Here is a 25,745-nt window from a genome sequence, read left to right on the forward strand (position 1 = left end):
TTATTCCGAAGCCCGACCGGCCGACACGGTTGCCAATCTGCGGATCAGGCCGCGGCCCGGGTCGATTCGAGGAAGTCCTGCGCGAAGCGCTGCAACACGCCGCCGGCTTCGTAGATCGAGACTTCTTCGGCTGTGTCGAGACGACACGTCACCGGCACGTTCACCTGTTCGCCGTTCTTGCGGTGGATCACCAGCGTGAGATCGGCGCGCGGTTTGCGCTCGCCGATCACGTCGAAGGTTTCGGTGCCGTCGATGCCGAGTGTCAGACGGTTCACGCCCGGCTTGAACTCCAGCGGCAACACGCCCATACCGACGAGATTGGTGCGGTGAATCCGCTCGAAACCTTCGGCGACGATCGCCTCGGCGCCCGCGAGCCGCACGCCCTTGGCCGCCCAGTCGCGCGACGAACCCTGGCCGTAATCGGCGCCGGCGATCACGATGAGCGGCTGCTTGCGCTCCATGTAGGTCTCGATGGCTTCCCACATGCGCGTGATCTTGCCTTCGGGTTCGATACGCGCCAGCGAGCCGGCCTTCACCTTGCCGTCTTCCAGCACCATCTCGTTCTTCAGCGTCGGGTTCGCGAAGGTGGCGCGTTGCGCGGTGAGGTGGTCGCCGCGATGCGTCGCGTAAGAGTTGAAGTCTTCTTCCGGCAGACCCATTTTCGCGAGATATTCGCCCGACGCGCTGTCCGGCAGAATCGCATTCGATGGCGAGAGATGATCCGTGGTGATGTTGTCGCCCAGCACGGCGAGCGCGCGCATGCCCTTGAGCGTGCGTTCGCCCGCCAGCGCGCCTTCCCAATACGGCGGACGGCGAATGTACGTGCTCATCGGCCGCCAGTCGTACAGCGGATCGGCCTTCTCGCCGGTATCGACCGTCACCGCGAACATCGGCTCGTACACCTTGCGGAACTGCTCGGGCTTCACGCTCGCCGTCACGATTGCGTCGATCTCCGCGTCGGAGGGCCACAGGTCTTTCAGGCGAATCTCGTTGCCGTTCGCATCCGTGCCAAGCACGTCTTTTTCGATGTCGAAGCGGATCGTGCCCGCAATCGCGTACGCCACCACCAGCGGCGGCGACGCGAGAAACGCCTGCTTGGCATACGGATGAATCCGGCCGTCGAAGTTGCGGTTGCCGGACAGCACGGCGGTCGCATACAGATCGCGCTCGACGATTTCCTTCTGGATGACCGGATCGAGCGCGCCCGACATGCCGTTGCACGACGTACACGCGTAAGCCACCACGCCGAAGCCCAGTTGCTCCAGTTCGGGCAGCAGACCGGCCTCTTCCAGATACAGCGTCACGGCCTTCGAGCCCGGCGCGAGCGACGTCTTGGCCCACGGTTTGCGCGTGAGCCCGGCGCGGTTCGCATTGCGCGCCAGCAATCCCGCCGCGATCATGTTGCGCGGATTGTTGGTGTTGGTGCAGCTCGTGATGGCCGCGATAATCACCGCGCCGTCCGGCATCAGACCCGGTTCGTTTTCCACCGTGCCGCTGATGCCGCGCGCGGCGAGATCGGCGACCGGCAAGCGTCGATGCGGATTGGACGGACCGGCGAGCGTGCGCACCACGGTCGAGAGATCGAACTTGAGCACACGCTCGTATTCCGCGTTCGCGAGCGTATCGCCCCAGAGCCCGGTCTGTTTCGCGTAGGTCTCGACCAGCTTGACGAGTTCGTCGTCGCGGCCCGTGAGCTTGAGGTACTTGATGGTTTGTTCGTCGATGTAGAACATCGCGGCCGTCGCGCCGAATTCCGGCGCCATGTTGGCGATGGTCGCGCGGTCGCCGAGCGTCAACCTGGCCGTGCCTTCGCCGTAGAACTCCAGGTACGCGCCCACCACTTTTTCCTTGCGCAGGAATTCGGTAAGCGAGAGCACCACGTCGGTCGCGGTGATGCCTTCGCCGGGCTTGCCCGTCAGTTCCACGCCGACGATATCCGGCAGGCGCATATACGAGGCGCGGCCGAGCATCACGCTCTCCGCTTCGAGGCCGCCCACGCCGATGGCGATCACGCCGAGCGCGTCCACCATCGGCGTATGCGAATCGGTGCCGACCAGCGTATCGGGAAACGCCACGCCGTCTTTCACCTGAACGACCGGGCTCATCCGTTCGAGGTTGATCTGGTGAAGGATGCCGTTGCCCGGCGGAATCACGTCCACGTTGCGGAAGGCGCGCTTGGTCCAGTTGATGAAGTCGAAGCGGTCTTCGTTGCGGCGATCTTCGATCGCGCGATTCTTCGCGAAGGCGTCGGGATCGAAACCGCCGCATTCCACCGCGAGCGAGTGATCCACCACGAGTTGCGTCGGCACCACCGGATTTACCAACGCCGGATCGCCGCCTTGCGCAGCAATGGCGTCACGCAGACCGGCGAGATCAACCAGCGCGGTCTGGCCGAGAATGTCGTGACACACCACGCGCGCCGGAAACCACGGGAAATCGAGTTCGCGTTTGCGCTGGATGATCTGTTCCAGCGAGGCGTTCAGCGTGGCCGGCTCGCAACGGCGCACCAGATTTTCCGCCAGCACGCGCGAGGTGTACGGCAGCTTGTCGTAAGCGCCCGGTTCAATGGCGTCGACAGCGGCGCGCGTGTCGAAGAAATCCAGCTCGGTGCCGGGAAGGCGTTTGCGGTTCGCAGTATTCATGGCTTGGGGACAACCTTAGGGGACAACCTCGGGGACCAGCAAAGGTCATGCGGGAACGATATCGCGGCGGCCGGGCTTCGCGGCAAGCGGCCCGGCTCTCTGGCCGCGTGTTCTTATGCAGTGTAGCGCGCTGCGCCGGAACTGCGCGACGCGTTACACACGCGCTTTACATGCGCGCTTTATATACGCGAGTTAAACACGCTTCGCGAGCGGCACGAACTTCAGATTGTCCGGCCCCGTGTAATTCGCACTCGGACGGATGATCTTGTTATCGACCCGCTGCTCGATGATGTGCGCGCTCCAGCCGGCCGTACGGGCGATCACGAAGAGCGGCGTGAACATCGCCGTCGGCACGCCCATCATGTGATACGAGACCGCGCTGAACCAGTCGAGGTTCGGGAACATCTTCTTCGCTTCCCACATCACCGACTCCAGCCGCTCGGCGATGCTGAAGAGCTTGGTGTTGCCCGCTTCCTTCGAGAGCTTCTTCGCGATGTCCTTGATGACCTTGTTGCGCGGGTCGGAGATCGTGTACACCGGATGACCGAAGCCGATCACCACTTCCTTGTTCTCGACACGCTTGCGAATATCCGCTTCGGCTTCGTCCGCGTTCTGGTAGCGCGACTGGATCTCGAACGCGACTTCGTTGGCGCCGCCGTGCTTCGGACCGCGCAGCGCGCCGATCGCGCCGGTGATGGCCGAGTACATGTCCGAGCCCGTGCCCGCGATCACGCGGCCGGTGAAGGTCGAGGCGTTGAATTCGTGCTCGGCGTACAGGTTCAGCGACACGTGCATCGCGTCGACCCACGCCTTCGACGGCTCCGTGCCGTGCAGCAGATGCAGGAAGTGGCCGCCGATCGAGTCGTCGTCGGTTTCCACTTCGATGCGCTTGCCGTTGTGCGAGTAGTGATACCAGTACAGCAGCATCGAGCCGAGCGAGGCCATCAGCTTGTCGGCGATATCGCGCGCGCCCGGCAGATTGTGGTCGTCCTTCTCGGGCAGCACGGTGCCGAGCACCGAGACGCCGGTGCGCATCACGTCCATCGGGTGCGCTGCGGCCGGAATCCATTCCAGCGCGGCTTTCACGTTGGCGGGCAGGCCGCGCATGCCCTTGAGCTTCGTTTTATAGGCCGTGAGTTCGGCCGCGGTCGGCAGCTTTTCGTGAACCAGCAGGTAAGCGATTTCCTCGAACTCGCAGGCGCCCGCGATATCGAGAATGTCGTAGCCACGGTAGTGCAGATCGTTGCCGGTCTTGCCGACCGTGCACAACGCCGTGTTGCCCGCGGTCACGCCGGACAGCGCGACGGACTTTTTGGGTTTGAATGCGCCTGCGGCCGGCGTGCTGTTGTCTGCTTCGCTCATGAGTTCGTCTCCAGTTGGCATGGCGGGAATCTTTTAACCGAAGGCTGAAATGCAAAGAACGGGCCAGCCGCACTGCCCAACGCTAAGTGTCTGATTTGATGAAAATCGCCACGCGGCGACGCAGTTCATTTCATTTCACATATGAAATTGCAATTTCAATATCGAAACGGAAGCGGGCATAATATGGCCTGATAGTGATTACTTCGCCATCCCTCTCACCCTTTCGCGCGAGCCGTCCGCCGTGAGCACACCGCCCTTCGAACCCGCCCAGCGCCCACGCATCTGGGCGGTCAGCATCAGCCGCCTGCGCGATCTGTTCTTCGACATCGCCGGAGAATACGTCGAGCGCGCGGACCTGCGTATCGTCTCGCACGGCTTCGAAGACGCCGTGCGTGAAATCGAGGCGGCCGGCGCCGGGCGGCCGGACGTCGTGATCGCCGGCGGCTCGAACGGCGCCTATCTGAAGACACGCGTCGCCGTGCCGGTCGTGCTGATCAGTCCGACCGGCTTCGACGTGATGCATGCGCTCGCGCGCGCCCGGCGCGACGGCGCCTCGGTCGCGCTCGTCACACACGGCGACACGCCCGACGAAGTACGGCGCTTCAGCACGGCCTTCGGACTCGACGTGACCTTCGCCTCGTATCAGTCGGCGCAGGACGCCGAAAGCGTCGTGCTCGATCTGCGCGATCGCGGCGTGGACGTAGTAGTGGGCCCCGGTCTCGTCACCGATCTCGCGGCCAGCGCGGGCATGGGCGCGGTGTTTCTGTATTCGCGTGCCTCGGTGCGCGCGGCCTTCGACACTGCGCTCGAAGTCGCCCAGGCCACGCGCCGCGAATCGATCCGCCGGCAACGTCTCGACAATCTGCTGCAGCATCTGCGCGACGGCGTCGTCGCACTCGACGCCCAAGGCCGCGTCGAGGCGATGAACCAGCGGCTCGCGACTGTGCTCGGCGTCGACGCGTCGAAGGCGCTCGGCCGGGTTCTGCTCGACCTCGCGCCCGATCTCGCGGGCGCCCTGCCCGACGCCGACGGCGATACCTTCAGCACGGTGCGTGGCGTCAGCTACGTCGTGCATCGCGGACCACTCGCCAGCGCGTCGGGTGCGGGCACCGTGCTGACGTTCCAGGAATCGCGCGCCGTCGAACGGCTCGACCGCACGCTGCGCTCGCGTCAGCGCGTGCAACAGTTCACCGCGCGCTACCGGCTCGACGACATCGTCGGCACGTGCGACTCGATCGAACGCGTGCGCGCCCTCGTGCAACGCTATGCACGGTCCGACGCGACCGTGCTGATTCTCGGCGAGAGCGGCACCGGCAAGGAAATGGTCGCGCAAAGCATGCATCAGCTGAGCGCGCGGCGCGACTTCGCCTTCGTCGCGATCAATTGCGGCGCGTTCCCCGAGGCCTTGCTCGAAAGCGAACTGTTCGGCTACGAGGAAGGTGCGTTCACCGGCGCGCGCAAAGGCGGCAAGGCCGGCCTGATCGAAGTGGCGCATCGCGGCACGCTGTTTCTCGATGAAATCGCGGAAATGCCGCTGTCGTTGCAAAGCCGGTTGCTGCGCGTATTGCAGGAACGCGAAGTGGTGCGGCTCGGCTCGACGGAACCGACGCGCGTCGACATTCGCGTCGTCGCGGCGACGCACCGCGCGCTGACCGAAGCGATTGCGGCGGGCCGCTTTCGCGCCGACCTCTACTACCGGCTGAACATTCTGAGTATCGCGCTGCCGCCGCTACGCGAGCGCGCGGCGGATCTATTGCCGCTCGCGGACGAACTGCTGCTGCAGGCGGCCGCACGTGAACCGCGACTGGCCGCGCGTTTGCCCGACGCCGCGGCCGCACGTCGCGCGCTCGTGAATCTCGGCGAACCCTTGCAGCATTACGCGTGGCCCGGCAACGTGCGCGAATTGCAGAACGTGATCGAGCGGATCGCGGTGGAACTGGCCGACGCGCCCGACGACGGCAATGCGGATAACACCCTCACGCGCGACATGCTGCGCGCGATCGCGCCGGAAATCTTCGCGGCATCGGCACACGCGGGACATGCCATGCAGGACGAGATGCATGACGAAGCGCAAGACCGTGTACACGCCGCGAACCGCGTCGCGCCCACCTTGCGCGAGCGCAGCCGTCACGTGGAAGCCGATCAGATTCGCGCGGCGCTCGCCACCTTCGACGGCGATCGCGACGCAGCCTGCAAGGCGCTCGGCATCAGCAAGACGACCTTATGGCGAAAACTGAACGCCGGCAAACGAAGCTAGCGCAGGACTAGAATAGGCGCGATCGAATCGTCTGGACATCCAACGGAGGAGCGGAACATGTCGAAGAAGTATCGGATTGCAGTCATTCCCGGCGACGGCATCGGTGTGGAAGTGATGCCCGAAGCCATTCGCGCGCTGGACGCCGTGCAAAAACGCTTTGGCATCGAACTGGAGTACCAGCACATCGAATGGGCGAGTTGCGACTACTACGCGAAGCACGGCAAGATGATGCCGGACGACTGGAAAGCGCAACTGCAATCCGCCGACGCAATTCTGTTCGGCGCGGTCGGCTGGCCCGACACCGTGCCCGACCATATTTCCCTCTGGGGCTCGCTGCTCAAATTCCGCCGCGAATTCGACCAGTACATCAATCTGCGCCCGGCGCGTCTGTTCGCCGGCGTGCCTTCACCGCTCGCGGGCCGCAAGGCGGGCGACATCGACTTCTGGATCGTGCGCGAAAACACCGAGGGCGAATACTCGTCGGTGGGCGGCGTGATGTTCGAAGGCACCGAGCGCGAATTCGTGCTGCAGGAATCGGTGTTCACGCGGCACGGCAGCGAACGCGTGCTGAAGTTCGCGTTCGACCTCGCGCAGCGCCGCAAGCGCAAGAAGATCACGGTTGCCACCAAGAGCAACGGTATCGCGATCAGCATGCCGTGGTGGGACAAAGTCGCGGCGGATATCGCCGCGCAGTATCCGGACGTCGCGTGGGACAAGCAGCACATCGACATTCTGTGCGCGCGCTTCGTGCTGAATCCGGATCGCTTCGACGTGGTGGTGGCCACCAATCTGTTCGGCGACATCCTCTCCGATCTCGGACCGGCGTGCACGGGCACCATCGGACTCGCGCCTTCCGGCAATCTGAATCCCGATCGAAAGTTTCCTTCGTTGTTCGAGCCCGTGCACGGCTCGGCGCCGGACATCGCGGGCAAGAACATCGCCAATCCGATCGCGATGATCTGGTCGGCGGCAATGATGCTCGACTTCCTCGGCAATCACGCAGGCAAGGAGCGCGAGGCGCACGACGCGATGCTTGCCGCGATCGAAGCGACCTTGATCGAAGGTCCGCACACCGGCGACCTCGGCGGCAAGGCGAGCACCAGCGAAGTCGGTCAGGTGATCGCGCAGAAACTCGCGCAAGCCTGAAGGAGCGATCGATGAGCGCCCAGACGAATAACCACGCCTATCCCATCGAAGTCGAATTCCCCGATATATCCGTGCACCGGCACGCCGCGTCGGGCATCGACTATCTGCATACGTTCGATTCGGGCCTGCCCGGGCCGCACGTCATGATCAACGCGCTCACGCACGGCAACGAAGTGTGCGGCGCGATCGTGGTCGACGAATTGCTGCGGCGTGAATTGCGGCCGCGGCGCGGACGCCTGACGCTCGGTTTCGCCAACGTCGCGGCTTATCTGAGCTTCGATCCGGCGAAGCCGGACGCGGCGCGTTTCGTCGATCAGGACTTCAACCGCGTGTGGACCGACACGGTGCTCGACGACACGTCCCGCACCTCCAGCGAACTGACGCGCGCCCGCGCGATGCGTCCGCTGATCGACACCGTCGACGCCCTGCTCGATCTGCATTCGATGCACGAAAAGAGCGCGCCGCTGATCGTCGCCGGACCGCTGCAAAAAGGCATCGACCTCGCCGCTCGACTCGGCACGCCCGCCACGGTGATCTGCGACGAAGGCCATCCGGAAGGCCGCAGAATGCGCGATTACGAAGGCTTCGGCCGCGAGTCGAGCCCGAAGAACGCCTTGCTGATCGAATGCGGCCAGCACTGGGAAAAGAGCGCCGTGAGCGTGGCGCGCGACACCACCGCGCGCTTTCTGCTGCTCGCCGGTGTGGTGGACGAAGCCGATCTGCCCGAGGGCTGGCTCGCGCCGTTGCCGCCCACGCAGCACATCGTTCGCGTGACGCAACCGGTGGTGGCGACCAGCATGGACTTCCGCTTCGCCGCGCCCTTCACCGGACTCGAAATTTTCCCCGACGCCGGCACGGTGATCGGCTGGTCGAATGGCGAAGCCGTCACCACGCCTTACGACAACTGCATGCTCGTGATGCCCTCGCTGCGGCAATTGCGCCCCGGCGTCACCGTCGTGCGGCTCGGCAAGGTCGAACAGACTCGCAGCAACCTCTCCTAAGCCGGGTCGGGCGTCGCGCCACGGCGCCCGATTCGCGCATCTCAGCAGCGTCTTTTCTTACCGTTTCTTGTGCACTGCGGCATCGCCTCTCGCCCTCGCCTCGCCTAATTCTGAAGTCCCTTAATTCCCGCTGACGCGCACCCGCAACATGCTGGGGTTATCCCGCGTTGTCCGTTCATAGCAAACTCCTTACAGTGCCGACTGTTCGCATAAAGAATCACAGTTCTATATGCGAACAATTTCCACCGATAAAAAACCACGATTACCGACCCGGTCGCCAGACTTCTCGCAGGTCGATTTGGAGAACAAGCTATGCCTCGCATCATCAGCCCGACGCGCATCGCGTGCGCGGTCCTTGCGCTCGCCAGCGCCCCGGTTTTCGCGCAAAGCAGCGTGACGTTGTACGGTATCGTCGATACGGGTATCGGCTATCAATCGAGCGCGAGCACGCTCGGTTCGACGTCGGGCGGAAAGTCCAAAGTGAACATGATCAACGGCGTGTGGGCGGGCAGCCGCTTCGGCCTCAAAGGCGGCGAAGATCTGGGCGGCGGCACCAAGGCCATCTTCCAGCTCGAATCGGGCTTCAATTCCAGCACCGGCGCGCAGCAATACACGAATGCGATGTTCGGCCGTCAGGCATGGGTCGGCGTGACGAACAACACCTACGGTACGTTCACGGCCGGACGTCAGTACACGGCCTATTACTCGCTGCTCTCGCCGTACAGCCCGACCACGTGGATCACCGGCTACTACGGCGCGCATCCGGGCGACGTCGACGCACTCGACACGATCTATCGCGCCAACAACTCGCTGGTGTACACATCGCCGAAACTGTACGGCTTCACGTTCAGCGGCTCGTATGCGCTCGGCGGCGTGCCGGGCAGCCTGAATCGGGGCTCGACGTGGAGCGGCGCCGTGCAGTACCTCAACGGTCCGGTCGGCATCGCGGTGGGCTTCATGCGCATCAATAATTCGACGCTGGGCGGCGGCGCCTACGGCGCGGACTCGACCGTGTCGAACAACGGCGCGCAGCCGGGCGTCTCGGCGGTCACCAATGGATACCAGACCGCGCAGGCGCAACAGCGCTTTGCCGTGACCGGCGGCTACAACTTCGGCAACGGCTGGGACGTGTCCGCCGTCTACTCGAATGTGCAGTACATTCCGGGTGTGGGATCGAGCTTCCGCGACACGGCGATCTTCAACACGGCCGGCGCCGTGCTGCACTGGAAGCCGACTGTATCGTGGGACTTCGCGACGGGCTACAGCTACACGCGCGCCACCAAAGCGAACGGCATCACCAGCTCGGCGCAGTACCAGCAGTTCAACCTGTCCGAGTACTATTCGTTGTCCAAGCGCACTGGCCTGTATGCGCTGCAGGCGTTCCAGCGCACCAACGGCAACACGCTCGGCACGGCGGGTTCGGGGCATATCATTGCCGCTACCGCCAGCATCGGCGACGGCTTCCAGAGCGCGCCGTCGTCGTCGCGCAGCCAGTTCGCGGCCGGCGTGGGCATCGTGCACCGGTTCTAGGCGGCGCACGAAAACACAAAAGAGGAAGGCTCGCCGCGCCGCAGCGCGGTGCAGGCGAAAGCCGAAGGCGAGACCTTCCATATTGCGAAGCAAGGAGACACGACATGAGCCGCAGTCCTGCTGTGAACGTTCAGACCTTCATCAACGAACACCCCTTCTCGCCGTTCCAGTGGCTCATCTTTTTCATGTGTTTCGTGATCGTCCTGCTGGACGGTTTCGACACCGCCGCCATCGGTTTCATCGCGCCCTCGCTGATCGCCGAATGGGGCATTTCCAAACCCGCGCTCGCGCCCGTGCTGAGCGCGGCGCTGTTCGGTCTCGCGTGCGGCGCGCTCGGTTCGGGTCCGCTGTCCGACCGGCTCGGCCGCCGCTCGATGCTGCTGGCCTCGGTGCTGCTGTTCGGGGTCGCGTGCCTCGGCTCCGCTTTTTCCAGCAGCATCGGCCAGCTCACGGTGCTGCGCTTCATTACCGGCGTGGGACTCGGCGCCGCCATGCCGAACGCGGTCACGATGATGGGCGAGTACTGCCCGGACCGCCGCCGCGCGACGGTCATCAACCTGATGTTCTGCGGCTTCCCACTGGGTGCGGCGTTCGGCGGCTTCCTCGCCGCATGGATGATTCCGCAGTTCGGCTGGCGCAGCGTGCTGATCCTCGGCGGCGTCACGCCGCTGCTGCTGATGATTCTGCTGTTGCTGCAGATGCCCGAGTCGGTGCGCTACATGGTCGCCAACAGCCAGCCCGTCGAACGGATTCGCGCGGCGCTCGCGCGCATTTCGGCCGAAGCGTCGCAAGCCGGCAGTTTCATGATGACCGAAACCGCGCCGCAAACCGGCGGCAAGGGACTCGGCGTGGTGCTCTCGCGCTCGTACATCATCGGCTCGGTGATGCTGTGGATCGCGTACTTCATGGGTCTCGTGATTTTCTACGCGTCGATCAACTGGATGCCGATCCTGCTGAAAGACGCCGGCCTCACGCCGCAACGCGCGACGCTGATCTCGGCGCTGTTCCCGCTCGGCGGCGTGGGCGCCGTGCTGTGCGGCGTGCTGATGGACCGCTTCAACGCCAACCGCATCATCGCGGCCTGTTACGCCCTGACCGCCGTGAGCGTGTACTTCATCGGCCAGGCGGTGGGCAACGTGGGCGCGCTGGTGTTCATCGTGTTCGTGGCGGGCGTGCTGATGAATACCGCGCAATCGTCCATGCCGGCGCTCGCCGCCGCGTTCTACCCGACTCAGGGCCGCGGCACGGGCGTCGCGTGGATGCTGGGCATCGGGCGCTTCGGCGGCATCGCGGGATCGTTCCTCGTCGCCGAACTGACGCGCCGTCACTTCACGTTTGCCGGCATCTTCGCGATGGTCGCGGTTGCCGGTCTGATTGCCTGCGTCGCGCTGCTCATCAAGCAGGCGGCCCGGCCGCACGTGGCGACGCCGGTGGCGTCGAAAACGGAGTCGTTCGGGCATTGAACGGCGCGCACGTTCGGTCGCGTCACACGTAAAAAAGCCGCCCTCGCCGGGCGGCTTTTTCGTTGGCGCTGCGCGGGCCGCAGCGCCTCGCGCGGCAGTTCCGATAAACTACGCGCTTATCGCGTCGCCGGGACGCCGTGACGACGGATGTCGTCTCGAACCCGGCGCCGCTCCAACAACAGGATTCGAGTAATGAAACGCGTAGTCGTATCGGCCATGCTTGCAGTGTGCCTCGCGCAGCCGGCCGCGCAAGCCGTCGCCCAGACGGTGAACGATCAATGCTTTGCGCTCGGCGACATCGCCGGGCAAGTGGCGTCGTGGCGCAGCCACAAGAAGACCAAGGCGCAAGCGCTGACCCAGGCCGCCAAGTACTATAAAAACGACGCGGACCGCGCGGCGATCAACGCCATCATCGAAAAGATTTACAGCCCGGATACGCCGAAAATGACGCCGGACCAGGCCAGCATGGCCGTGACCGCGGAATGCGCGAATCAGCACAAGACGCCGGCGCAAAGCCAGTAAAACGCCAGACTTTCCGCGGCGCCCGACGCTTGTCATGCAAGTTGCCGGGCGCCGCGCTGTTACTTCGAAATTTACTTAGGCATCCTTCCAGACACATAGCTCCGCTCTGTTCAGACGAGAGTTGCCGAGCACGAAGACCGCATTCGCGGGAACCGGCACGTCGACCTGCTGCTCGCCGAAATTGAACGCGAAACTCAGGCCGGCGCGGCGGCGAATGCGCAGTCCGTCGGGCAGGCGTTGTGTTTCGATGCCTGCTTCTTTCGCAATCTGCGCGAGCAGGCTGCGATGCAGATCGTGCGAGAGCCAGGCCGCCACGTAGCGAATCCGCCCGTGCCTGAGCACGGCAGGCCAGCCGTCGTGAGGTGTGACGCAAGCTTCGTCGAATCGTGTGTCGACTTGTGTCGCGCCGTTAGCGCGAACGTGTTCGCGCCAATGAAGCGCCGTCCCTTGCGTGTCGCCGATGCGCAAGGCAGGCGCGAGCGTCGGCCGCAGTGTTTCCACTTCCAGCACCTGCAACGGCAGAACGCGCTGCAACGCGCCCGGCGGCAGGTTGCCGGGAATCGCAAACCCGGTCGTCTTCGAGCCGCTGCGTGGGCCGAAAACCCATTGCGCCGTACTCTTTTCGATCTGCTCGACGAGTGAATCGCCGATCACCGCGAGACTCGGCACGACCACCATGCGATAGCCCGTCAGGTCGGCTGTTGCCGGCACGATATCGACATCGAGTCCGAGTTCGCGCAAGGCTTCGTAGTAGTCGAACACGAGCGTCTGATAATCGAAGCTCTTGCCGTGACGCTGGATCTCGAACATCCACTGCGTCTCGTAGTCGAAAAGAATCGCGACCGCCGCACGCGACGGCGCACCGAGCCCGGCAAAGGCCGCCGTCTCCGCAATCTCACGCGCCGCCTGCTCGACTTCGAGACCACCCGGCGACAACTCGTTATTCGGCAGATTGAGCCCGGAATGCATCTGCTCCTGCGCGTACGGACACTGGCGCCAGCGGAAGTACGACACGAGTTCCGCACCGTGTGCGAACGCCTCGTACGCCCACAGTCTCACCATGCCGCTTGCCGGAACCGGATTCCACGGCGCCCAGTTCACCGGACCGGCCTGCTGCTCCATCACCCAGAAGCGGCCACGGCCGATCGCGCGGTAGCGGTCGTGATCGAACGCGGACACATCGGGATGCGCGGTGCGCGCATAACGCGCCTTCTGTTCATCGGGCAGCGCGATCGACTCGGTTCGCGCAATCGGATAACTGTCCCACGCGGCGACGTCGAGCGCATTGTCCGCCGCGAACCGGTAATGGTCAAAGGTCGTGAAAAAACCCATGAAGTTGTGCAGCAGGTCTGCATGCGGTGCATGCTCGCGCAGCACGTCGATCTGTTCGCGATGAAAGCTCGCCACTTCGTCGGACATGAAACGGCGGAAGTCGAGCAGATGAATCGGATTGGCGTCGGTGGGCGTGAGGTTCGGCAGATTGATCGCGTCGAACGACGGATACTCCATGCTCCAGAATACGTTGCCCCAAGCTTCGTTGAGTGCCGCGACCGTGTTATAGCGATGCCTCAGCCAGACGCGGAAGCGTTGCAGCGCTGCCGGCGAATAGCTCGGCACGGTGTCGTGACAGCCGAGTTCGTTATCCGTCTGCCAGGCGACGATCGACGGATGCCGCCCATAACGCGCCGCCATCGCCGTGACGATGCGCAGGCATTCGCGCCGATACGTCTCGCTGGAAATATCGTAATGACGACGCGAGCCAAAGTTCCAGCGCGTACCGTCCGCGCGCACCGGCAAGACGTCCGGATGCGCGTCGATCAACCACTTGGGCGGCGAGGCCGTCGGCGTGCCGAGCACGAGTTTCAGTCCCGCTGCGGCCAGCGTGTCGACCGCCTCGTCGAGCCATTCCCAGACCCATTCACCGGCACGCGGCTCCATCCGGCTCCACGCGAATTCGGCGATCCGCACATGTGTAATGCCGAGTTCGACCATCCGTTTCGCGTCGTCGGCCCACATCGAGCGGGGCCATTGTTCCGGGTAATAGCAGACACCGAGTTGCATGAGTAAAGTCTCGTGAGAAGTTGAAGACGGACCAAAGGACTGTGAGCGCAGAGCTACATTCAGCCTTTGCTGGCTCCGAAGGTGAGGCCCGCGACGAAGTGCTTCTGCATCGCGAAGAACATCAGCACGGACGGCAGCGCGGCCAGCACCGAACCGGCCGCGACCAGATTCCACGCCGTGGTCCACTGCCCCTTGAGCGCGGCGACACCCACCGTAATCGGCGCAGCCTCGTCGCCTTGCGTCAGACAGAGCGCCCAGAAGTAGTCGTTCCAGACGAAGGTGAAAACAAGAATGCCGAGTGCGGCGAGCGCGGGCCGGATCAGCGGCAACACGATGCGCAGATAGATGGTCCACTCGCTCGCGCCTTCCACGCGCGCCGCCTCGATCATCTCGAAGGGCAACTGCTTGATGAAATTGCGCAGGAACAGCGTGCAGAAGCCGGTCTGAAACGAAACATGAAAAATCACCAGCGCCCACACGCTATTGAACAGCCCCACCTTCAGCGCCATGTCGCGCATGGGAATCATCAGGATCTGGATCGGCACGAAGTTACCGGCCACGAACGCGAACAGCACCAGCGTATTGCCCGGAAAACGATACGTGGCGAGCGCGAAGCCGGCCATCGAAGCAAGCACGATCGCACCAAGCACCGAGGGCACGGTAATCAGCACGCTATTGGCGAAGTAATGCAGCATGGGCGTTTGCGTCAGCGCGGTGCCGTAGTTCTCCAGCAGTGCGAAGTGCTTCGGCCAGCCCCAGTAGTCTCCGCGAGAAAGCTCGTCGGACGAGCGGATAGAGGTCACCAGAACGGCCAGCATCGGCAACAGCCAGATGAGCAAGGCGAGCGGCAGCGAGGCTTTGTAGAGCGCGCGATTGAACGGTTTCCAGCGTTCGACGGGAAGCGGATACATGACACGTACCTCCTGAAAATCAGCGTTCTTCGCGCAGCATGCGGCGCAGGTGGAACACGATGTAGACGAGCATGATGGCGAACAGCACGACCGCAATCGCGGCGGAATAGCCTTCCCGGTAGTATTTGATCGCCTGGTCGTACATGTAGTAGGCGAGCACGGTGGAACTGTCGAACGGGCCGCCGCCGCTCATCACCGCGATCAGGTCGAAGCTGCGCAGCGCGCCGATCACCGTCAGCACCACTGCCATGAAAGTGGCCGGGCGCAGTTGCGGAAGAATCACGTGCCACAGCAGGCGCACGCCGCTCGCGCCTTCCATGCGCGCCGCCTCCACCACCTCGGGATTGATGCCCGTGAGCCCGGTGAGATACAGCACCATGCAGAACGGTGTTTGCGGCCAGAGCGCGGCGAAGATGATTCCGAACGTGACCGTATGCGGGTCGCCCAGCACTGGAATGCCGTGTCCGACGATCAGCCTCAGCAGGCCGAAGCCGGGGTCGTAGAACCAGCTGAACACGAGCCCGACCACCACGCCCGAAAGCACGAAAGGCGCGAAAAACAGCGACTTCACGACACGCATGCCGCGGATGTGCTGGTTCAGGTACAACGCGAACACGAGGCCGAGCGGCGGCGCCAGCAGAAAGAGTGCGAGCCAGATCAGGTTGTTTTTCAGCGCCGTGTAGAAAGTGTCGGCATGAAACAACTCAATGTAGTTGTCGAAGCCCGCGAAGGTCTTCGGCGTCATGCCGTCCCAGTTATAGAAACTGAGCGAAATGCTGCTGATGATCGGATAAACCACGCACAGGCAGAACAGTACGCAACCCGGCAACAGGAAGAAAAGCGCCGCACGATGCTGGTGCCGGCGCGTCGTCGAGACGTGACGATGCCGGGCCGCGGGTAAGCGGCGCGCTGCGGAATGGGACATGATCGTGCCTCGTCGGAATTCGAAGGCGAGCGCCGGACATAGCCACCTGTCCGGCGCTGCGGGGACTTACTTCTTGTAGATGCGCTTGCGGGTCGCTTCGAGTCGCGTGAGTACGGCGTCGAGTTGCGACGGGTCGCTATAGAACTGCTGCATCGCCTTCATGCCTTCGTCGGCCATTTCCTTGGTCATGTCGCGGTCGTAGAACTGCGCAATACCGCCCTGCGTATTCGCGAGTGTCTGGAAGCCGACTTTCGAAATCGCGTCTTCAGGTTCGGGCGATTTGCTGTTCGACGGCAACTGTCCCCAGCCTTTCGCGAGATCGGCGTTGATCTCCGGGCTTTCCATGAAGGCCAGCAGCTTGTGGGCGTCGGCCTTGTTCTTCGCCTTGGCCGGAATCAGCAGGACGTTCACCGGACCGTCTTCGGCGAGCGGAACGCTGGCGTCGATCACCGGGAAACGGAAGAAGCCCGTCTCGGGTTTGACCGACGGCGGAATGCTCGCCGAGAAGAACGTGCCCATCAGCATCATCGCGGCCTTGCCGTTCACGAGAAACGGCGCGATCGAATCGAGATCGTAGGAGAGCGCGTTGTCGATGAAGTAATGATCGTCGATCAATGTCTTCCACGCGGTATAGACCTTCTTCACGCGCGGATCGGTGTACGGAATTTCTCCCGCCATCAACTGCTGATGAAACTTGTTGCCGTTGATACGCAGGTCCAGATAGTCGAACCATGCAGCCAGCGTCCAGCTGTCGCGCGCGGCCACGGCAATCGGTGCAACGCCGCTCGCTTTCAGCTTCTTGCAGGCGTCGAGAAACTCGTCCCAGGTTTTCGGCTCACCCTTGATGCCGGCCTTCTCGAACAGATCCTTGCGATAGAAGAACCCGTACGCGTCGTAGCCGAGCGGCGCGGCGTACTGCTTGCCCTTGAACGTCGATGCTTCCTTCACCGATGCGTACTGCTGCGACCAGCCATTCCTGCTCCAGTCCGGCGAGAGATCTTCGAGCAGGCCGCGTTGCGCGTAGTAGGCCATGCGCTCGCCGTCGTGCCACGACACCACGTCCGGCGGATCGGTAGCAAGCCAGCCGCCCATCTGCACCTTGTACGCTTCTTCGGTGATATAGGTCACTTTCAGATCGACATCGGGATTGGCTTTCTTGAACTTGTCGAACGCGTCCTGCCAGGTCGAGCGCTGGTTTCCGCGCGCCGACACGTTCACGTTCAGCGTGGCGGCGTCGGCCGCGCTGCCGGCAAGCACGCCGGCCACCAGTACCGCCGCCGCGGACAACTGCGCCAGCCGGTGAAAGCGAAGGCGAAAAGCAATCATGTTTTGTCTCCTTGACTACCTGTTGGCTGGCAGCACACCGCTGCCAGACGATGTAACCCGCTCTGTGGCGGAATCCGGTTGTGCGCTTGCTGTCAAGCTATCAAGCCGCGGCGCGCTCGGGCGCGAACGCATGACGCGGCAGCGCAATGCCGTCCGCGTCGAACAGATGACACGCGGACGGCGGAACGTGAATGCGCAGGCGTTCGCCCGGTCCGATCGGCGTATCGCCCTCGGCCTTCGCGACCAGCGAGCCGTCCGCGTGGTCCGCGTGAATGTAGCTGTGTTCGCCGAGCCGTTCGGACAGCACCGTGACGCACTGAATCGACTGATCGTCGCCGGCGAGACGCAGATGTTCGGGACGCACGCCGAGCGTGACCGCTTGCGCGCGCTGCAAACGCCGGCCGTCCACCGCCGCCGTGATCGTCTCGCCGCTTTTCGCGAGCCGGACCGTGACGCCGCCGGCGCCCGTCGCCTCGACGGTTGCGTCGACGAAATTCATGCGCGGCGACCCGATGAAGCCGGCCACGAAGCGCGACTTCGGATGGTGGTACAGATCGAGCGGCGCACCGCTCTGCGCGATGCTGCCGAAACGTTCCGCGTCGGCGCCGGCATGCAGCAGCACGATGCGATCGGCGAGCGTCATCGCTTCCACCTGATCGTGCGTCACGTAGACCACGCTCGCGCTGGCAAAGCGCTGATGCAGCCGCGCGATCTCGACGCGCGTCTGGCCACGCAGCGCGGCATCGAGATTGGACAACGGTTCGTCGAAGAGAAACACGCCGGGCTCGCGCACGATCGCGCGGCCGATCGCCACCCGTTGCCGCTGGCCGCCGGACAGCGCTTTCGGATAACGGTCGAGCAAGCTGTCGAGTTGCAGGATGCGCGCAGCTTCGCGCACTTTCGTGCCGATCACGTCTTTGGGTTGCTTCGCGAGTTTCAGACCGAAGGCCATGTTGTCGAACACGGTCATGTGTGGAAACAGCGCGTAGCTCTGAAACACCATGGCGACGCCGCGCTGCGCGGCCGGCACGTCGTTCACGAGACGGCCGCCGATGTGCAGTTCGCCGTCGCTCAGGTCTTCGAGTCCGGCGATCATGCGCAGCAGCGTGGACTTGCCACACCCCGAAGGTCCGAGGAACACGCAGAACTCGTGCTGCGCGATATCCAGGTTGACGCGCCTGATCACCGGCGGGTGGTCCCCGTATGACTTCTCCACGTTCGTCAAGCGAATCGTTGCCATGTCGCCTCCGGATTTAAACGCTTAAATTTTTTGCGAAAAATAACTGGCCGGCTCTTGTGCGGCAGGCATTTAATCGCTTAAATTCGGGAACGGTGTAAGAATTCATGATGGGTGTCTCCGCTGTGTTTTCAGCAAGGTATCACAACCCCGCCCACCGTTTGCAACATCTGAATGACATTCCCTAAATATGGGATAAAGCGAAAATGGTCACCCTTTCCGAAGTCGCCAAGCGCGCGCACGTCACGGCCGCGACCGTTTCGAACGTGCTGCGCAACCGCGAAAAAGTGCGCCCGGAAACCGCCGAGCGCGTGCTCAAAGCGATCGCCGATCTTGGTTATCGGCCGAACCTGAATGCGCGCGCGCTGGCGGAGGGACGCTCGTCGACACTCGCGCTGATGCTCTCGAACATCTCGAATCCGTTCTATCCGGAGTTCGTGCTCGCCGCCGAGCGCGCGGCCCGCAAAGCGGGCCACTTCCTGATGGTCTGCAACACCGACGACGACGCCGAGATCGGCCGCGCGTATCTGAACCAGATTGCGGGCACGCTGGCCGACGGCGTGCTCGTGATGAACACCGACATCACGATCAACGATTTGTGCGCGTCGGCCCTGCACAGCGCGCCGATTCTGCTGGCCATGTGGGAACACCCCGAGACGCCACCGGCTTTACCGTGCGTTGCCGTGGACTTCGCGCGTGCGGGTGAACTGGCCGCGCGTCATCTGCTCGAACTCGGGCATCGCGAGATTGGTCTTTTGATCGGCGATGGTTGCGGCGGATTGCAGGATGCGCGCTCCAACGGATTCCGCGCGGCAATGCGCGAGGCGCAAGTGGAAGCCGACGCCGGCGCCGTGCTGCAGATCCGCGATTCGATCGACGCCGGTTACGCGGCCTGTATGCAATTGATGGCTAACCGCCCTCACCTCACCGCCATTTTCGCGACCAACGACCTGCTCGCGATCGGCGCCGTGCAAGCGCTCATCACGCTCGGCCGCAAGGTGCCCGACGATGTTTCGGTCATTGGCATTACTGACATTCAACTGGCGCATCAGGTGCATCCGGCGCTCACCACGGTCGCGATCCAGACCACCGCCATTGCCGAATTGTCGATCGAGAGTCTGATCCGGCTGATCCACTCGCCGGCTCAGCAACCCTCGATGGTACTGGCACCGCCGCCGCAACTCGTCGTGCGCGCGTCGACCGGACCTCGCCCCCCTCAATCGCGATGATCGCCCTGCAGAGCCCGACGATGCGCATCGACGAAATCGGCCATGCTCTCGAAGCGAAAATCCACCTTCGGCTGCGTGCCGGGGTCCATGGTCGCGCCAAAACCTTGCTTGCCGTGCCGGCGATGAATCCAGCACGTCGCGAGGCCGAATTTTCCCGCCGGCTGATGATCGTGAAAGAGGCTTTCGGCGGTGTGCAGAATGCGGTTCTTTGCGATACCGCGCTCGCCCAGTTTCTCCAGCATGTACTCGAAATTGCGCGGCGACGGCTTGTATGAGCCGATGTCTTCAGCGGTCATGACGGCGTCGAATTCGACCTGCAATTTCGCGTTGCTATGAGAGAAACTTTCGTTGTCGACATTCGAGAGAATCACGAGCTTGTAGTGCTGCTTGAGATATTGAAGCGCCGCCGCCGAATCGGCGAATGCCGGCCAGTTGCGGATCGACTGGCCGTAGGCGATGCAGTCTTCGAGCGTGCACGGAACGCCCCATTCTTCGGCGAGACGCTTGTAGACCACCGGCAACAATGCCTGATAGCGCGTGGCCGGTGTATAGCGCTGCTGCGCCGACTCGTGCCGCGCATGAGCTTCCAGCACCTGATCGCGCGTGAGGGGCGGCTCGACGCGCGACAGAAGCGGTCGCAGCCCTTCGAAAATACCGGTTTCCCAGTCGATCAGGGTGCCGTAACAGTCGAAGGTCAGCGTGTCGAAATCGGTGAGATGCATGGCGGTTCCCTCTGTTGGTCTCGCGTCGAGATACACAGTGTAGGGACCGCGAGCATCGCAGTCGAGTTCACCGATGCGCTCAATTCACCTGCAACTGACCGCCGCGTCCGAGACCGCCCTTGACGTCCTGTGCCTTGTAGCTGCGCAGCGCAACGACCATCTTGTTGTACGCGTCGATGAACGCGGCGACCGTCGCCTTGCCTTCCGGCGTCTTCGAAAATCCGCCGAGGCCGCCGCCCGCGGTGCCGCCGAGGCCCGCGATGGCCGCGCCGTAGTTGGTCGCCGTGGAGTTGCCTTCGGCTGCGGAAATCTGCACGGCCGAGCGCACGTCGAACAGCGTGAGCGTGACCACCGAGGCCTTCGACTGCATGCCGCCCGCGATCTTGCCGAATGCGTTGCCGCCGACGAGTCCGCCCAGCACGCCCGTCACACTGCCGATAGCCGAATCGTTGATGACGATTTGCGGCTCCATGTAGTAATCCGCCGCGACCCGCTGTCCTTTCTGCTGCTTCGAGCCCGCGCGATATTCACCGGAATTGCGTTGCAGCGAGGTGATGCGCGAAAGCCGCGCATCGGTTTTCTGATTGCCCACCGACGTAATGACGAAGCAGTTGGATTGCTGGACCGCGAGTCGCAACAACGGCTCGATCGTGGTCACCTGCGTTGCGCTGCCGAACGGACCGAACCAGTCGGCGTTACGGCCGTCGTCTACGGCGATCGTGCCGAGCGGCGCGGCGCACCGTTCGAGCGTTTCGTCCGCGCCCGCACTGACTGCGCCGCCTGCGGCACCCGATACGCCCGCGCTTTGGCCGCCGGTCGACACCATGCCGCCGCACGCGGTCAGCATTCCAATTGAGAGGATTCCGAACAGATACCGAACACCCGATTGCTTCAGGATAATAGTCATAATTGTGCGTACGTAGTGAGTTTTACGAAGTGCGTGCCGGGTGCCGGCATGCAAAGCAGTTCTCTCAGGTTCTTCGCGCGGCTACCGTTTCGCCGCCGTCCGGTTATTGCGGGCGTGCTGCTTATTGCCAGTACCAGTTCCGTTCGCGCCAGTCACCCCGGTACGGATAGCCCGAATACCAGTAACCGTAGTAAAGCGAGCGCGACTCGTTTAGCCAGCGGTAATCGTCTTCGTCGGATTTCTTTGCGGCTCTGGCCTGTTCGAGCAATTTCTTCGACTCCTGATCGCCGCGCCCCGCCGCGATCGATAACCACTTTTCCGCTTCACGCGGATCGGAGCCCATCTCTTCGAGTCCGAACAGATAGAAACTGCCCAATGCTTTTTGCGCCTGCAAATCGCCACGCTCGGCCGCCTTGCGCATCCAGACCAGCGCCTGATAGCTGTCCTGCGGCACGCCGTCGCCGCGGAAATAGCGCAAGCCCAGATCGTAGGCCGCACGCGGGTTGGTCTCCCCGGCTTCTTTGAGCGCAGCGATGCGCCCGTCCGTGTCTGTTTGCTGTGCGTTGCCGGCTAGGTTGGCCGTAATCTGGTTCTTCGGCCGGTCAGCGCATCCGTGCTCGTCGCAAATCCGCACCAGCGGACTCGCCGACGGATTGTGCGCGCACGCGGCCAAGGCCAGAACGGCCCATGGTGCGAGCAGGCGGTACTTCATTCTCGATCCCCGATTCCAGTGGCGAATGGGCGTCGGCCATGCAGGCTGTTGTGTGAATAGAGCACGTGGCGACGCGGTTTTCCCGACCTGATTCGCTTATAAATCAGGCGAGAAAATGGTAGCAGTTGCGCGTTGCGCGCTTTTGCCCCAGCGTCTCCAATACTTGCCTGAGCGTCTCAGCGTTCACATCGCCGGACACATCGCGCGCTCATGGATCGAGTCTGTCGAGCACGTCGCGCAGCGAGCCGGCGGCACGGCCGGCCTGGCGTGCAGATGGCGCGCGGGTAGCCGGCGACGCGGCACGGTCCCGTGCTTCGCTTGGCGAATAGCCGAAGGCCTGTTTGAAGCTGCGGCTGAAGTGGGACTCGCTTTTGAATCCGTATTGAAACGCCAACGTCGATACGCGCTGTTTTCGCCCTGCGGCGCTTTCGAGAATCTGCCGGATCTTCGCGAGGCGGCGCTGCTGGATATACGCGGCAACGCCGCTTTCGCGCGAGAACAGCCGATACAGTTGCGCGCGGGAAATGCCGACGTCGCGGCAGATCTGCAAGGGCGTCAGGTCCGGCGAACTCAGATGCTGGTCGATATAGGCGCGCACGCGCTGCATTACCGCCTCGTTGATCTCGGTCTCCGCGTCCGCGAGTGTTTGCACCGAGGGCGCCAGCGCCGCCGACACCAGCGCGAGTGTCGCCTGCTCGATATACGGCATGTCGGCGGGCGTCAGGTGGGCCAACTGGCGGCGCAAGGCGAATAAATGATCGCCCAGCAGACTGCTTAACGGCCCCTGTAAAACCAGTCCGTGCAGATCCGCCGAACGAATAGCCGGCGCCAATGAATCGCGCGCAATGGTCAGAATCAGCGTATCACCGGCGACGATTTCCGAATCGAGTTCGCGCGCCAGATCGAGCACATAGATTTTCGAGGCTTCCGCATTAATCGGCGTACGCGCCGCATAACCGGCCAGTGAATGCGTAATGCCGAGGCAAAGATAATAATGATCGAGACCGTCGCGGCGAATCATCTGCGATGAACGCTTGACGCCGTAGGGAACCGGCTCGCGCTGACCGGCCCACGTTCCGCAGCCCATCAACAGTGAGCCGATATAACCGGTGGCAAGGTCGTAATTGAAGCTGGGCGATAAGCTCTTGTCGATTTCAACGTCGAATATCGCATTGACCTCGTCTCGCCACACTTCGAATCGTTGTTCAGTCGGGTATGCGTCCGTGCAAAAGCGATAGAAATAGGGATTCAATCTCGACACTCCATCCACTGGCCAGTTTTACCGCATTTATTATTAACGCCCGAAGAATGCGCAACTTTTACGGATTGAGGCGCATCACAAATGAATTAAACGCCGTAGATAATAAACTTTTCAATAAGACAGAATGCGACGCTCGCACGCACTTCGCGGAACACTCCGGTTTTTTCGAAGTATTCGTCCTGGAATAGCAGGTTTATCCGAGGTCATGTCTCACGCAGACTGAGGCTCATCACCACTGCGGACACCGTCCGCCACAGGAGCCCGACCATGCGAACCTATCCGCGCAACAGCCCGCAAGCCGCCGCACGAATCGTCGCCCTCGCGCTGATCTCCGATGGCCACGTGTGCAGTTCGGAAGAACGCGCGCTCGACAAACTCGACATTGCCGGAGAGCTCGGACTCGCGCCGACGCAGTTCGCGCAGATCGTACAAACGCTGTGCGAGGATCTTTCGATCACGCACGCCACCTTCGAACCGTCGGCGGGACGCATCGATCCGAGCATTCTCGGCCCGCTGATCGAGGAGATCGACGACCCCGTACTGCGCCGCAAGGTCGTACGTCTCTGCGTGGCGGTGACAGCCGCCGACAACTTTCTGGCCGACGGTGAACTCGCCTTGCTCGCTGCCGTGCTGGACGCATGGGGGCCTTCGCTGAAGCCCGCAGCGCGCCGCTCCGACGACGTCGTGCGCACCTTGCGCGCGCACTATCGCACGGCCGCGACCACCTGAGAGGCCAAAGCGTGATGCTGCCCGCGCCGCGAACGGATGGCGTGTATCTCTTCGAGCACGCCTTCCGCGCGGCCTAGCCAGCGCAAGCCTCGCAACAGGGACAGGTCTTCCGCGCCGAGTTCCGCGAGCGGAAACACGCCGAGGCCGCGCGCGGCGAACACGGCCATCAACGCACTGTCTTCGAATTCGCCGACGATGCGCGGCCGGATGCCGATCGTGTCGAACCAGCGGTCGAGTCGCGCGCGCAAAGCGCCGTGCCCGGTCGGCAGCAGCACGGGAATATCGGCGAGACATTGCGGGAATCCGGCGCGAGTCGCCTTGCGCACGATTTCCGTGGGACCGTACCAGTCGACCGGCGAACCGATGAGACGCTGGCTGACGAGACGCAGATCGGCGTTAGGCGGCGCCGGCTGACACGCCAGGACCAGATCGAGCCGGTGCAGCGCGAGTTCGGACAACAGCTGCGCGGGCTCGCCCTCGTGACACAGCAGCCTGAGCGACGGCGTGCCGAGCACCGGCGCGAGCAAGGCATGCGCCGCGAGCTTCGAGATACCATCCGATAAACCGACTGCAAGCCGTGCCGTGCGCTCGCCGCCGGCCTCGCGCATTTCGTCCAGCAACGCCTCGCCGATCTGGAAGATCTGCTCCGCGCGGCCGAAGGCCGCCTCGCCGGCTTCGGTCATGGCGACGCCGCGCCCGGCGGGTTTGAGCAACTGACGCCCGATCGATTTTTCCAGCTCACGCACCTGTGCGCTGATAGTCTGAACCGCCATGTCGAGACGTTCGGCCGCGCGCGCGAAGCCGCCCTCTTTCACGACGATCCAGAAATAGTACAGATGGCGATAGTTGAGCATGCCGACGACACTCGCAGAGACACTTGGTGACACTTCGAAAAATACGAAACGTGACTCAGCATATCACCTATTTATTCGAACCCCAGAACAGGCGATGATGACGCTAACCCAACGTCATTGCCTCTCTTTTCGCCACGCACGCCATGGACTATCTGCTCGCACTCGTCTCCGATCCCGCCGCCTGGGCGGCCCTTCTCACGCTCGTGGTGATGGAGGTGGTACTCGGCATCGACAACCTGATTTTCATCTCGCTGCTCAGCAACAAACTGCCGCCCGAGCAGCGCGCCCGCACCCAGCGCCTGGGCATCCTGCTCGCGCTGGTGTTGCGGCTCGGCTTGCTGGGTACGGTGGCATGGATCGCGCAACTCACCGAACCCGCCGTGACGCTGTTCGGGCACGCGTTTTCATGGCGTGATCTGATCCTGGTGGGCGGTGGCCTGTTCCTCGTCTGGAAGGCGACCACTGAAATGCACCACCACGTCGCGCCTGTCAGCGAAACGCGCAGCACCACGAGCAAGGTCGTGCAACTGACCGCGTGGGCGGCAATCAGCCAGATCCTGCTGCTCGACATCGTGTTTTCCGTGGACAGCATCATTACGGCAGTGGGCATGACCGAGCACATGCCGATCATGTTCGTCGCGGTTATCACGGCTGTTCTGGCGATGCTGTTCGCAGCGCAACCGCTGTCGCGCTTTATCGACCGCAACCCGACTATCGTCACGCTGGCGCTGAGCTTCCTGCTCGTGATCGGCATGACGCTGATCGCGGAAGGTTTCGGCACGCACGTTCCGAAGGCCTACATCTACGCGGCGATGGCGTTTAGCGGATTCGTCGAGGCGATGAACATGCTGTCCCGACGCGCGAAATCCAAACGTGTCGAAGGAAGCCACGAGTAACGCACAAGCAAAACGGCCCGCGGTGAAGACCGCGGGCCGCAAACTGTCGGCC

General features: G+C 63.1%; 21 protein-coding genes. 9 read left to right on the top strand and 12 right to left on the bottom strand.

The features are described 5' to 3' along the window. Positions 1-44: 44 nt before the first annotated feature. Positions 45-2,642, bottom strand: coding sequence for a Fe/S-dependent 2-methylisocitrate dehydratase AcnD (gene acnD / locus P3T18_RS20570; protein WP_429301803.1), 2,598 nt, complete (start codon positions 2,640-2,642; stop codon positions 45-47). 192 nt (positions 2,643-2,834) lie between these two features. Next, positions 2,835-4,004 (bottom strand): bifunctional 2-methylcitrate synthase/citrate synthase, encoded by a 1,170-nt coding sequence (gene prpC / locus P3T18_RS20575; RefSeq protein ID WP_429301804.1) that lies wholly within the window; start codon positions 4,002-4,004, stop codon positions 2,835-2,837. A 241-nt stretch (positions 4,005-4,245) separates the two neighbouring features. Between prpC and prpR the strand changes: the two genes are divergently transcribed. The 6 genes from prpR to P3T18_RS20605 all read left to right on the top strand — a co-directional run bounded on the left by prpR (position 4,246) and on the right by P3T18_RS20605 (position 11,923). Beyond that, positions 4,246-6,261: a propionate catabolism operon regulatory protein PrpR gene (gene prpR / locus P3T18_RS20580; protein WP_429301805.1), complete on the top strand. Its 2,016-nt coding sequence runs from the start codon at positions 4,246-4,248 to the stop codon at positions 6,259-6,261. A gap of 57 nt (positions 6,262-6,318) precedes the next feature. Beyond that, positions 6,319-7,407 carry a tartrate dehydrogenase gene (locus P3T18_RS20585; RefSeq protein WP_429301806.1) on the top strand — a complete coding sequence of 363 codons (1,089 nt, stop codon included), beginning with the start codon at positions 6,319-6,321 and terminating at the stop codon, positions 7,405-7,407. Between the two features lie 11 nt (positions 7,408-7,418). Further along, the gene (locus tag P3T18_RS20590) at positions 7,419-8,408 is read left to right on the top strand and encodes a succinylglutamate desuccinylase (protein ID WP_429301807.1); all 990 of its coding nucleotides are present in this window, start codon (positions 7,419-7,421) and stop codon (positions 8,406-8,408) included. A 312-nt stretch (positions 8,409-8,720) separates the two neighbouring features. After that, positions 8,721-9,938: a porin gene (locus P3T18_RS20595; protein WP_429301808.1), complete on the top strand. Its 1,218-nt coding sequence runs from the start codon at positions 8,721-8,723 to the stop codon at positions 9,936-9,938. Between the two features lie 104 nt (positions 9,939-10,042). Further along, entirely contained in the window at positions 10,043-11,401 is a 1,359-nt protein-coding gene (locus tag P3T18_RS20600) for an MFS transporter (RefSeq protein ID WP_429301809.1), read from the top strand. A 192-nt stretch (positions 11,402-11,593) separates the two neighbouring features. Further along, positions 11,594-11,923 carry a hypothetical protein gene (locus P3T18_RS20605; RefSeq protein ID WP_429301810.1) on the top strand — a complete coding sequence of 110 codons (330 nt, stop codon included), beginning with the start codon at positions 11,594-11,596 and terminating at the stop codon, positions 11,921-11,923. A gap of 75 nt (positions 11,924-11,998) precedes the next feature. Here P3T18_RS20605 and P3T18_RS20610 read toward each other — a convergent pair whose 3' ends face one another. The 5 genes from P3T18_RS20610 to P3T18_RS20630 all read right to left on the bottom strand — a co-directional run bounded on the left by P3T18_RS20610 (position 11,999) and on the right by P3T18_RS20630 (position 18,386). Then, complete coding sequence (locus tag P3T18_RS20610; RefSeq protein ID WP_429301811.1) at positions 11,999-13,984, bottom strand: beta-galactosidase; 1,986 nt, start codon at positions 13,982-13,984, stop codon at positions 11,999-12,001. Between the two features lie 59 nt (positions 13,985-14,043). Beyond that, positions 14,044-14,895, bottom strand: coding sequence for a carbohydrate ABC transporter permease (locus tag P3T18_RS20615; RefSeq protein WP_429301812.1), 852 nt, complete (start codon positions 14,893-14,895; stop codon positions 14,044-14,046). Positions 14,896-14,914: 19 nt separating this feature from the next. Continuing rightward, positions 14,915-15,820 (bottom strand): carbohydrate ABC transporter permease, encoded by a 906-nt coding sequence (locus P3T18_RS20620; protein WP_429301813.1) that lies wholly within the window; start codon positions 15,818-15,820, stop codon positions 14,915-14,917. Between the two features lie 66 nt (positions 15,821-15,886). Next, positions 15,887-17,146: an ABC transporter substrate-binding protein gene (locus tag P3T18_RS20625; protein WP_429301814.1), complete on the bottom strand. Its 1,260-nt coding sequence runs from the start codon at positions 17,144-17,146 to the stop codon at positions 15,887-15,889. Between the two features lie 100 nt (positions 17,147-17,246). Beyond that, the gene (locus tag P3T18_RS20630) at positions 17,247-18,386 is read right to left on the bottom strand and encodes an ABC transporter ATP-binding protein (RefSeq protein ID WP_429301815.1); all 1,140 of its coding nucleotides are present in this window, start codon (positions 18,384-18,386) and stop codon (positions 17,247-17,249) included. Between the two features lie 203 nt (positions 18,387-18,589). Between P3T18_RS20630 and P3T18_RS20635 the strand changes: the two genes are divergently transcribed. After that, positions 18,590-19,612: a LacI family DNA-binding transcriptional regulator gene (locus P3T18_RS20635; protein WP_429301816.1), complete on the top strand. Its 1,023-nt coding sequence runs from the start codon at positions 18,590-18,592 to the stop codon at positions 19,610-19,612. Here P3T18_RS20635 and P3T18_RS20640 read toward each other — a convergent pair. The 4 genes from P3T18_RS20640 to P3T18_RS20655 form a co-directional block, all read right to left on the bottom strand. Next, positions 19,600-20,334 carry a haloacid dehalogenase type II gene (locus P3T18_RS20640; RefSeq protein WP_429301817.1) on the bottom strand — a complete coding sequence of 245 codons (735 nt, stop codon included), beginning with the start codon at positions 20,332-20,334 and terminating at the stop codon, positions 19,600-19,602. The genes P3T18_RS20635 and P3T18_RS20640 overlap by 13 nt on opposite strands. A gap of 79 nt (positions 20,335-20,413) precedes the next feature. Next, on the bottom strand, positions 20,414-21,181 hold the full coding sequence (locus P3T18_RS20645) for a hypothetical protein (RefSeq protein ID WP_429302085.1): 768 nt from the start codon (positions 21,179-21,181) through the stop codon (positions 20,414-20,416). Between the two features lie 181 nt (positions 21,182-21,362). Further along, the gene (locus tag P3T18_RS20650; protein WP_429301818.1) at positions 21,363-21,953 is read right to left on the bottom strand and encodes a tetratricopeptide repeat protein; all 591 of its coding nucleotides are present in this window, start codon (positions 21,951-21,953) and stop codon (positions 21,363-21,365) included. 208 nt (positions 21,954-22,161) lie between these two features. After that, a complete protein-coding gene (locus tag P3T18_RS20655; RefSeq protein ID WP_429301819.1) occupies positions 22,162-23,205 on the bottom strand; it encodes a helix-turn-helix domain-containing protein in 1,044 nt (347 codons plus the stop codon). 276 nt (positions 23,206-23,481) lie between these two features. Between P3T18_RS20655 and P3T18_RS20660 the strand changes: the two genes are divergently transcribed. After that, a complete protein-coding gene (locus tag P3T18_RS20660; protein ID WP_429301820.1) occupies positions 23,482-23,943 on the top strand; it encodes a TerB family tellurite resistance protein in 462 nt (153 codons plus the stop codon). Here P3T18_RS20660 and P3T18_RS20665 read toward each other — a convergent pair. Further along, positions 23,919-24,797, bottom strand: a complete 879-nt coding sequence (locus P3T18_RS20665) for a LysR family transcriptional regulator (RefSeq protein ID WP_429301821.1) — start codon at positions 24,795-24,797, stop codon at positions 23,919-23,921. The two genes, P3T18_RS20660 and P3T18_RS20665, sit on opposite strands and share 25 nt — an antisense overlap. Before the next feature lie 143 nt (positions 24,798-24,940). Between P3T18_RS20665 and P3T18_RS20670 the strand changes: the two genes are divergently transcribed. Continuing rightward, on the top strand, positions 24,941-25,693 hold the full coding sequence (locus tag P3T18_RS20670; protein WP_429301822.1) for a TerC family protein: 753 nt from the start codon (positions 24,941-24,943) through the stop codon (positions 25,691-25,693). Positions 25,694-25,745: the final 52 nt, after the last annotated feature.

Source organism: Paraburkholderia sp. GAS199 (genome assembly GCF_050436585.1).
Taxonomy (GTDB): domain Bacteria; phylum Pseudomonadota; class Gammaproteobacteria; order Burkholderiales; family Burkholderiaceae; genus Paraburkholderia.

Coding starts and splice junctions, on each gene's coding strand:
- acnD (WP_429301803.1), bottom strand. CDS start 2,642: ATGAATACTGCGAACCGCAAACGCCTTCCCGGCACCGAGCTGGATTTC.
- prpC (WP_429301804.1), bottom strand. CDS start 4,004: ATGAGCGAAGCAGACAACAGCACGCCGGCCGCAGGCGCATTCAAACCC.
- P3T18_RS20585 (WP_429301806.1), top strand. CDS start 6,319: ATGTCGAAGAAGTATCGGATTGCAGTCATTCCCGGCGACGGCATCGGT.
- P3T18_RS20590 (WP_429301807.1), top strand. CDS start 7,419: ATGAGCGCCCAGACGAATAACCACGCCTATCCCATCGAAGTCGAATTC.
- P3T18_RS20595 (WP_429301808.1), top strand. CDS start 8,721: ATGCCTCGCATCATCAGCCCGACGCGCATCGCGTGCGCGGTCCTTGCG.
- P3T18_RS20600 (WP_429301809.1), top strand. CDS start 10,043: ATGAGCCGCAGTCCTGCTGTGAACGTTCAGACCTTCATCAACGAACAC.
- P3T18_RS20605 (WP_429301810.1), top strand. CDS start 11,594: ATGAAACGCGTAGTCGTATCGGCCATGCTTGCAGTGTGCCTCGCGCAG.
- P3T18_RS20610 (WP_429301811.1), bottom strand. CDS start 13,984: ATGCAACTCGGTGTCTGCTATTACCCGGAACAATGGCCCCGCTCGATG.
- P3T18_RS20615 (WP_429301812.1), bottom strand. CDS start 14,895: ATGTATCCGCTTCCCGTCGAACGCTGGAAACCGTTCAATCGCGCGCTC.
- P3T18_RS20620 (WP_429301813.1), bottom strand. CDS start 15,820: ATGTCCCATTCCGCAGCGCGCCGCTTACCCGCGGCCCGGCATCGTCAC.
- P3T18_RS20625 (WP_429301814.1), bottom strand. CDS start 17,146: ATGATTGCTTTTCGCCTTCGCTTTCACCGGCTGGCGCAGTTGTCCGCG.
- P3T18_RS20630 (WP_429301815.1), bottom strand. CDS start 18,386: ATGGCAACGATTCGCTTGACGAACGTGGAGAAGTCATACGGGGACCAC.
- P3T18_RS20635 (WP_429301816.1), top strand. CDS start 18,590: ATGGTCACCCTTTCCGAAGTCGCCAAGCGCGCGCACGTCACGGCCGCG.
- P3T18_RS20640 (WP_429301817.1), bottom strand. CDS start 20,334: ATGCATCTCACCGATTTCGACACGCTGACCTTCGACTGTTACGGCACC.
- P3T18_RS20645 (WP_429302085.1), bottom strand. CDS start 21,181: ATGCTGACCGCGTGCGGCGGCATGGTGTCGACCGGCGGCCAAAGCGCG.
- P3T18_RS20650 (WP_429301818.1), bottom strand. CDS start 21,953: ATGAAGTACCGCCTGCTCGCACCATGGGCCGTTCTGGCCTTGGCCGCG.
- P3T18_RS20660 (WP_429301820.1), top strand. CDS start 23,482: ATGCGAACCTATCCGCGCAACAGCCCGCAAGCCGCCGCACGAATCGTC.
- P3T18_RS20665 (WP_429301821.1), bottom strand. CDS start 24,797: ATGCTCAACTATCGCCATCTGTACTATTTCTGGATCGTCGTGAAAGAG.
- P3T18_RS20670 (WP_429301822.1), top strand. CDS start 24,941: ATGGACTATCTGCTCGCACTCGTCTCCGATCCCGCCGCCTGGGCGGCC.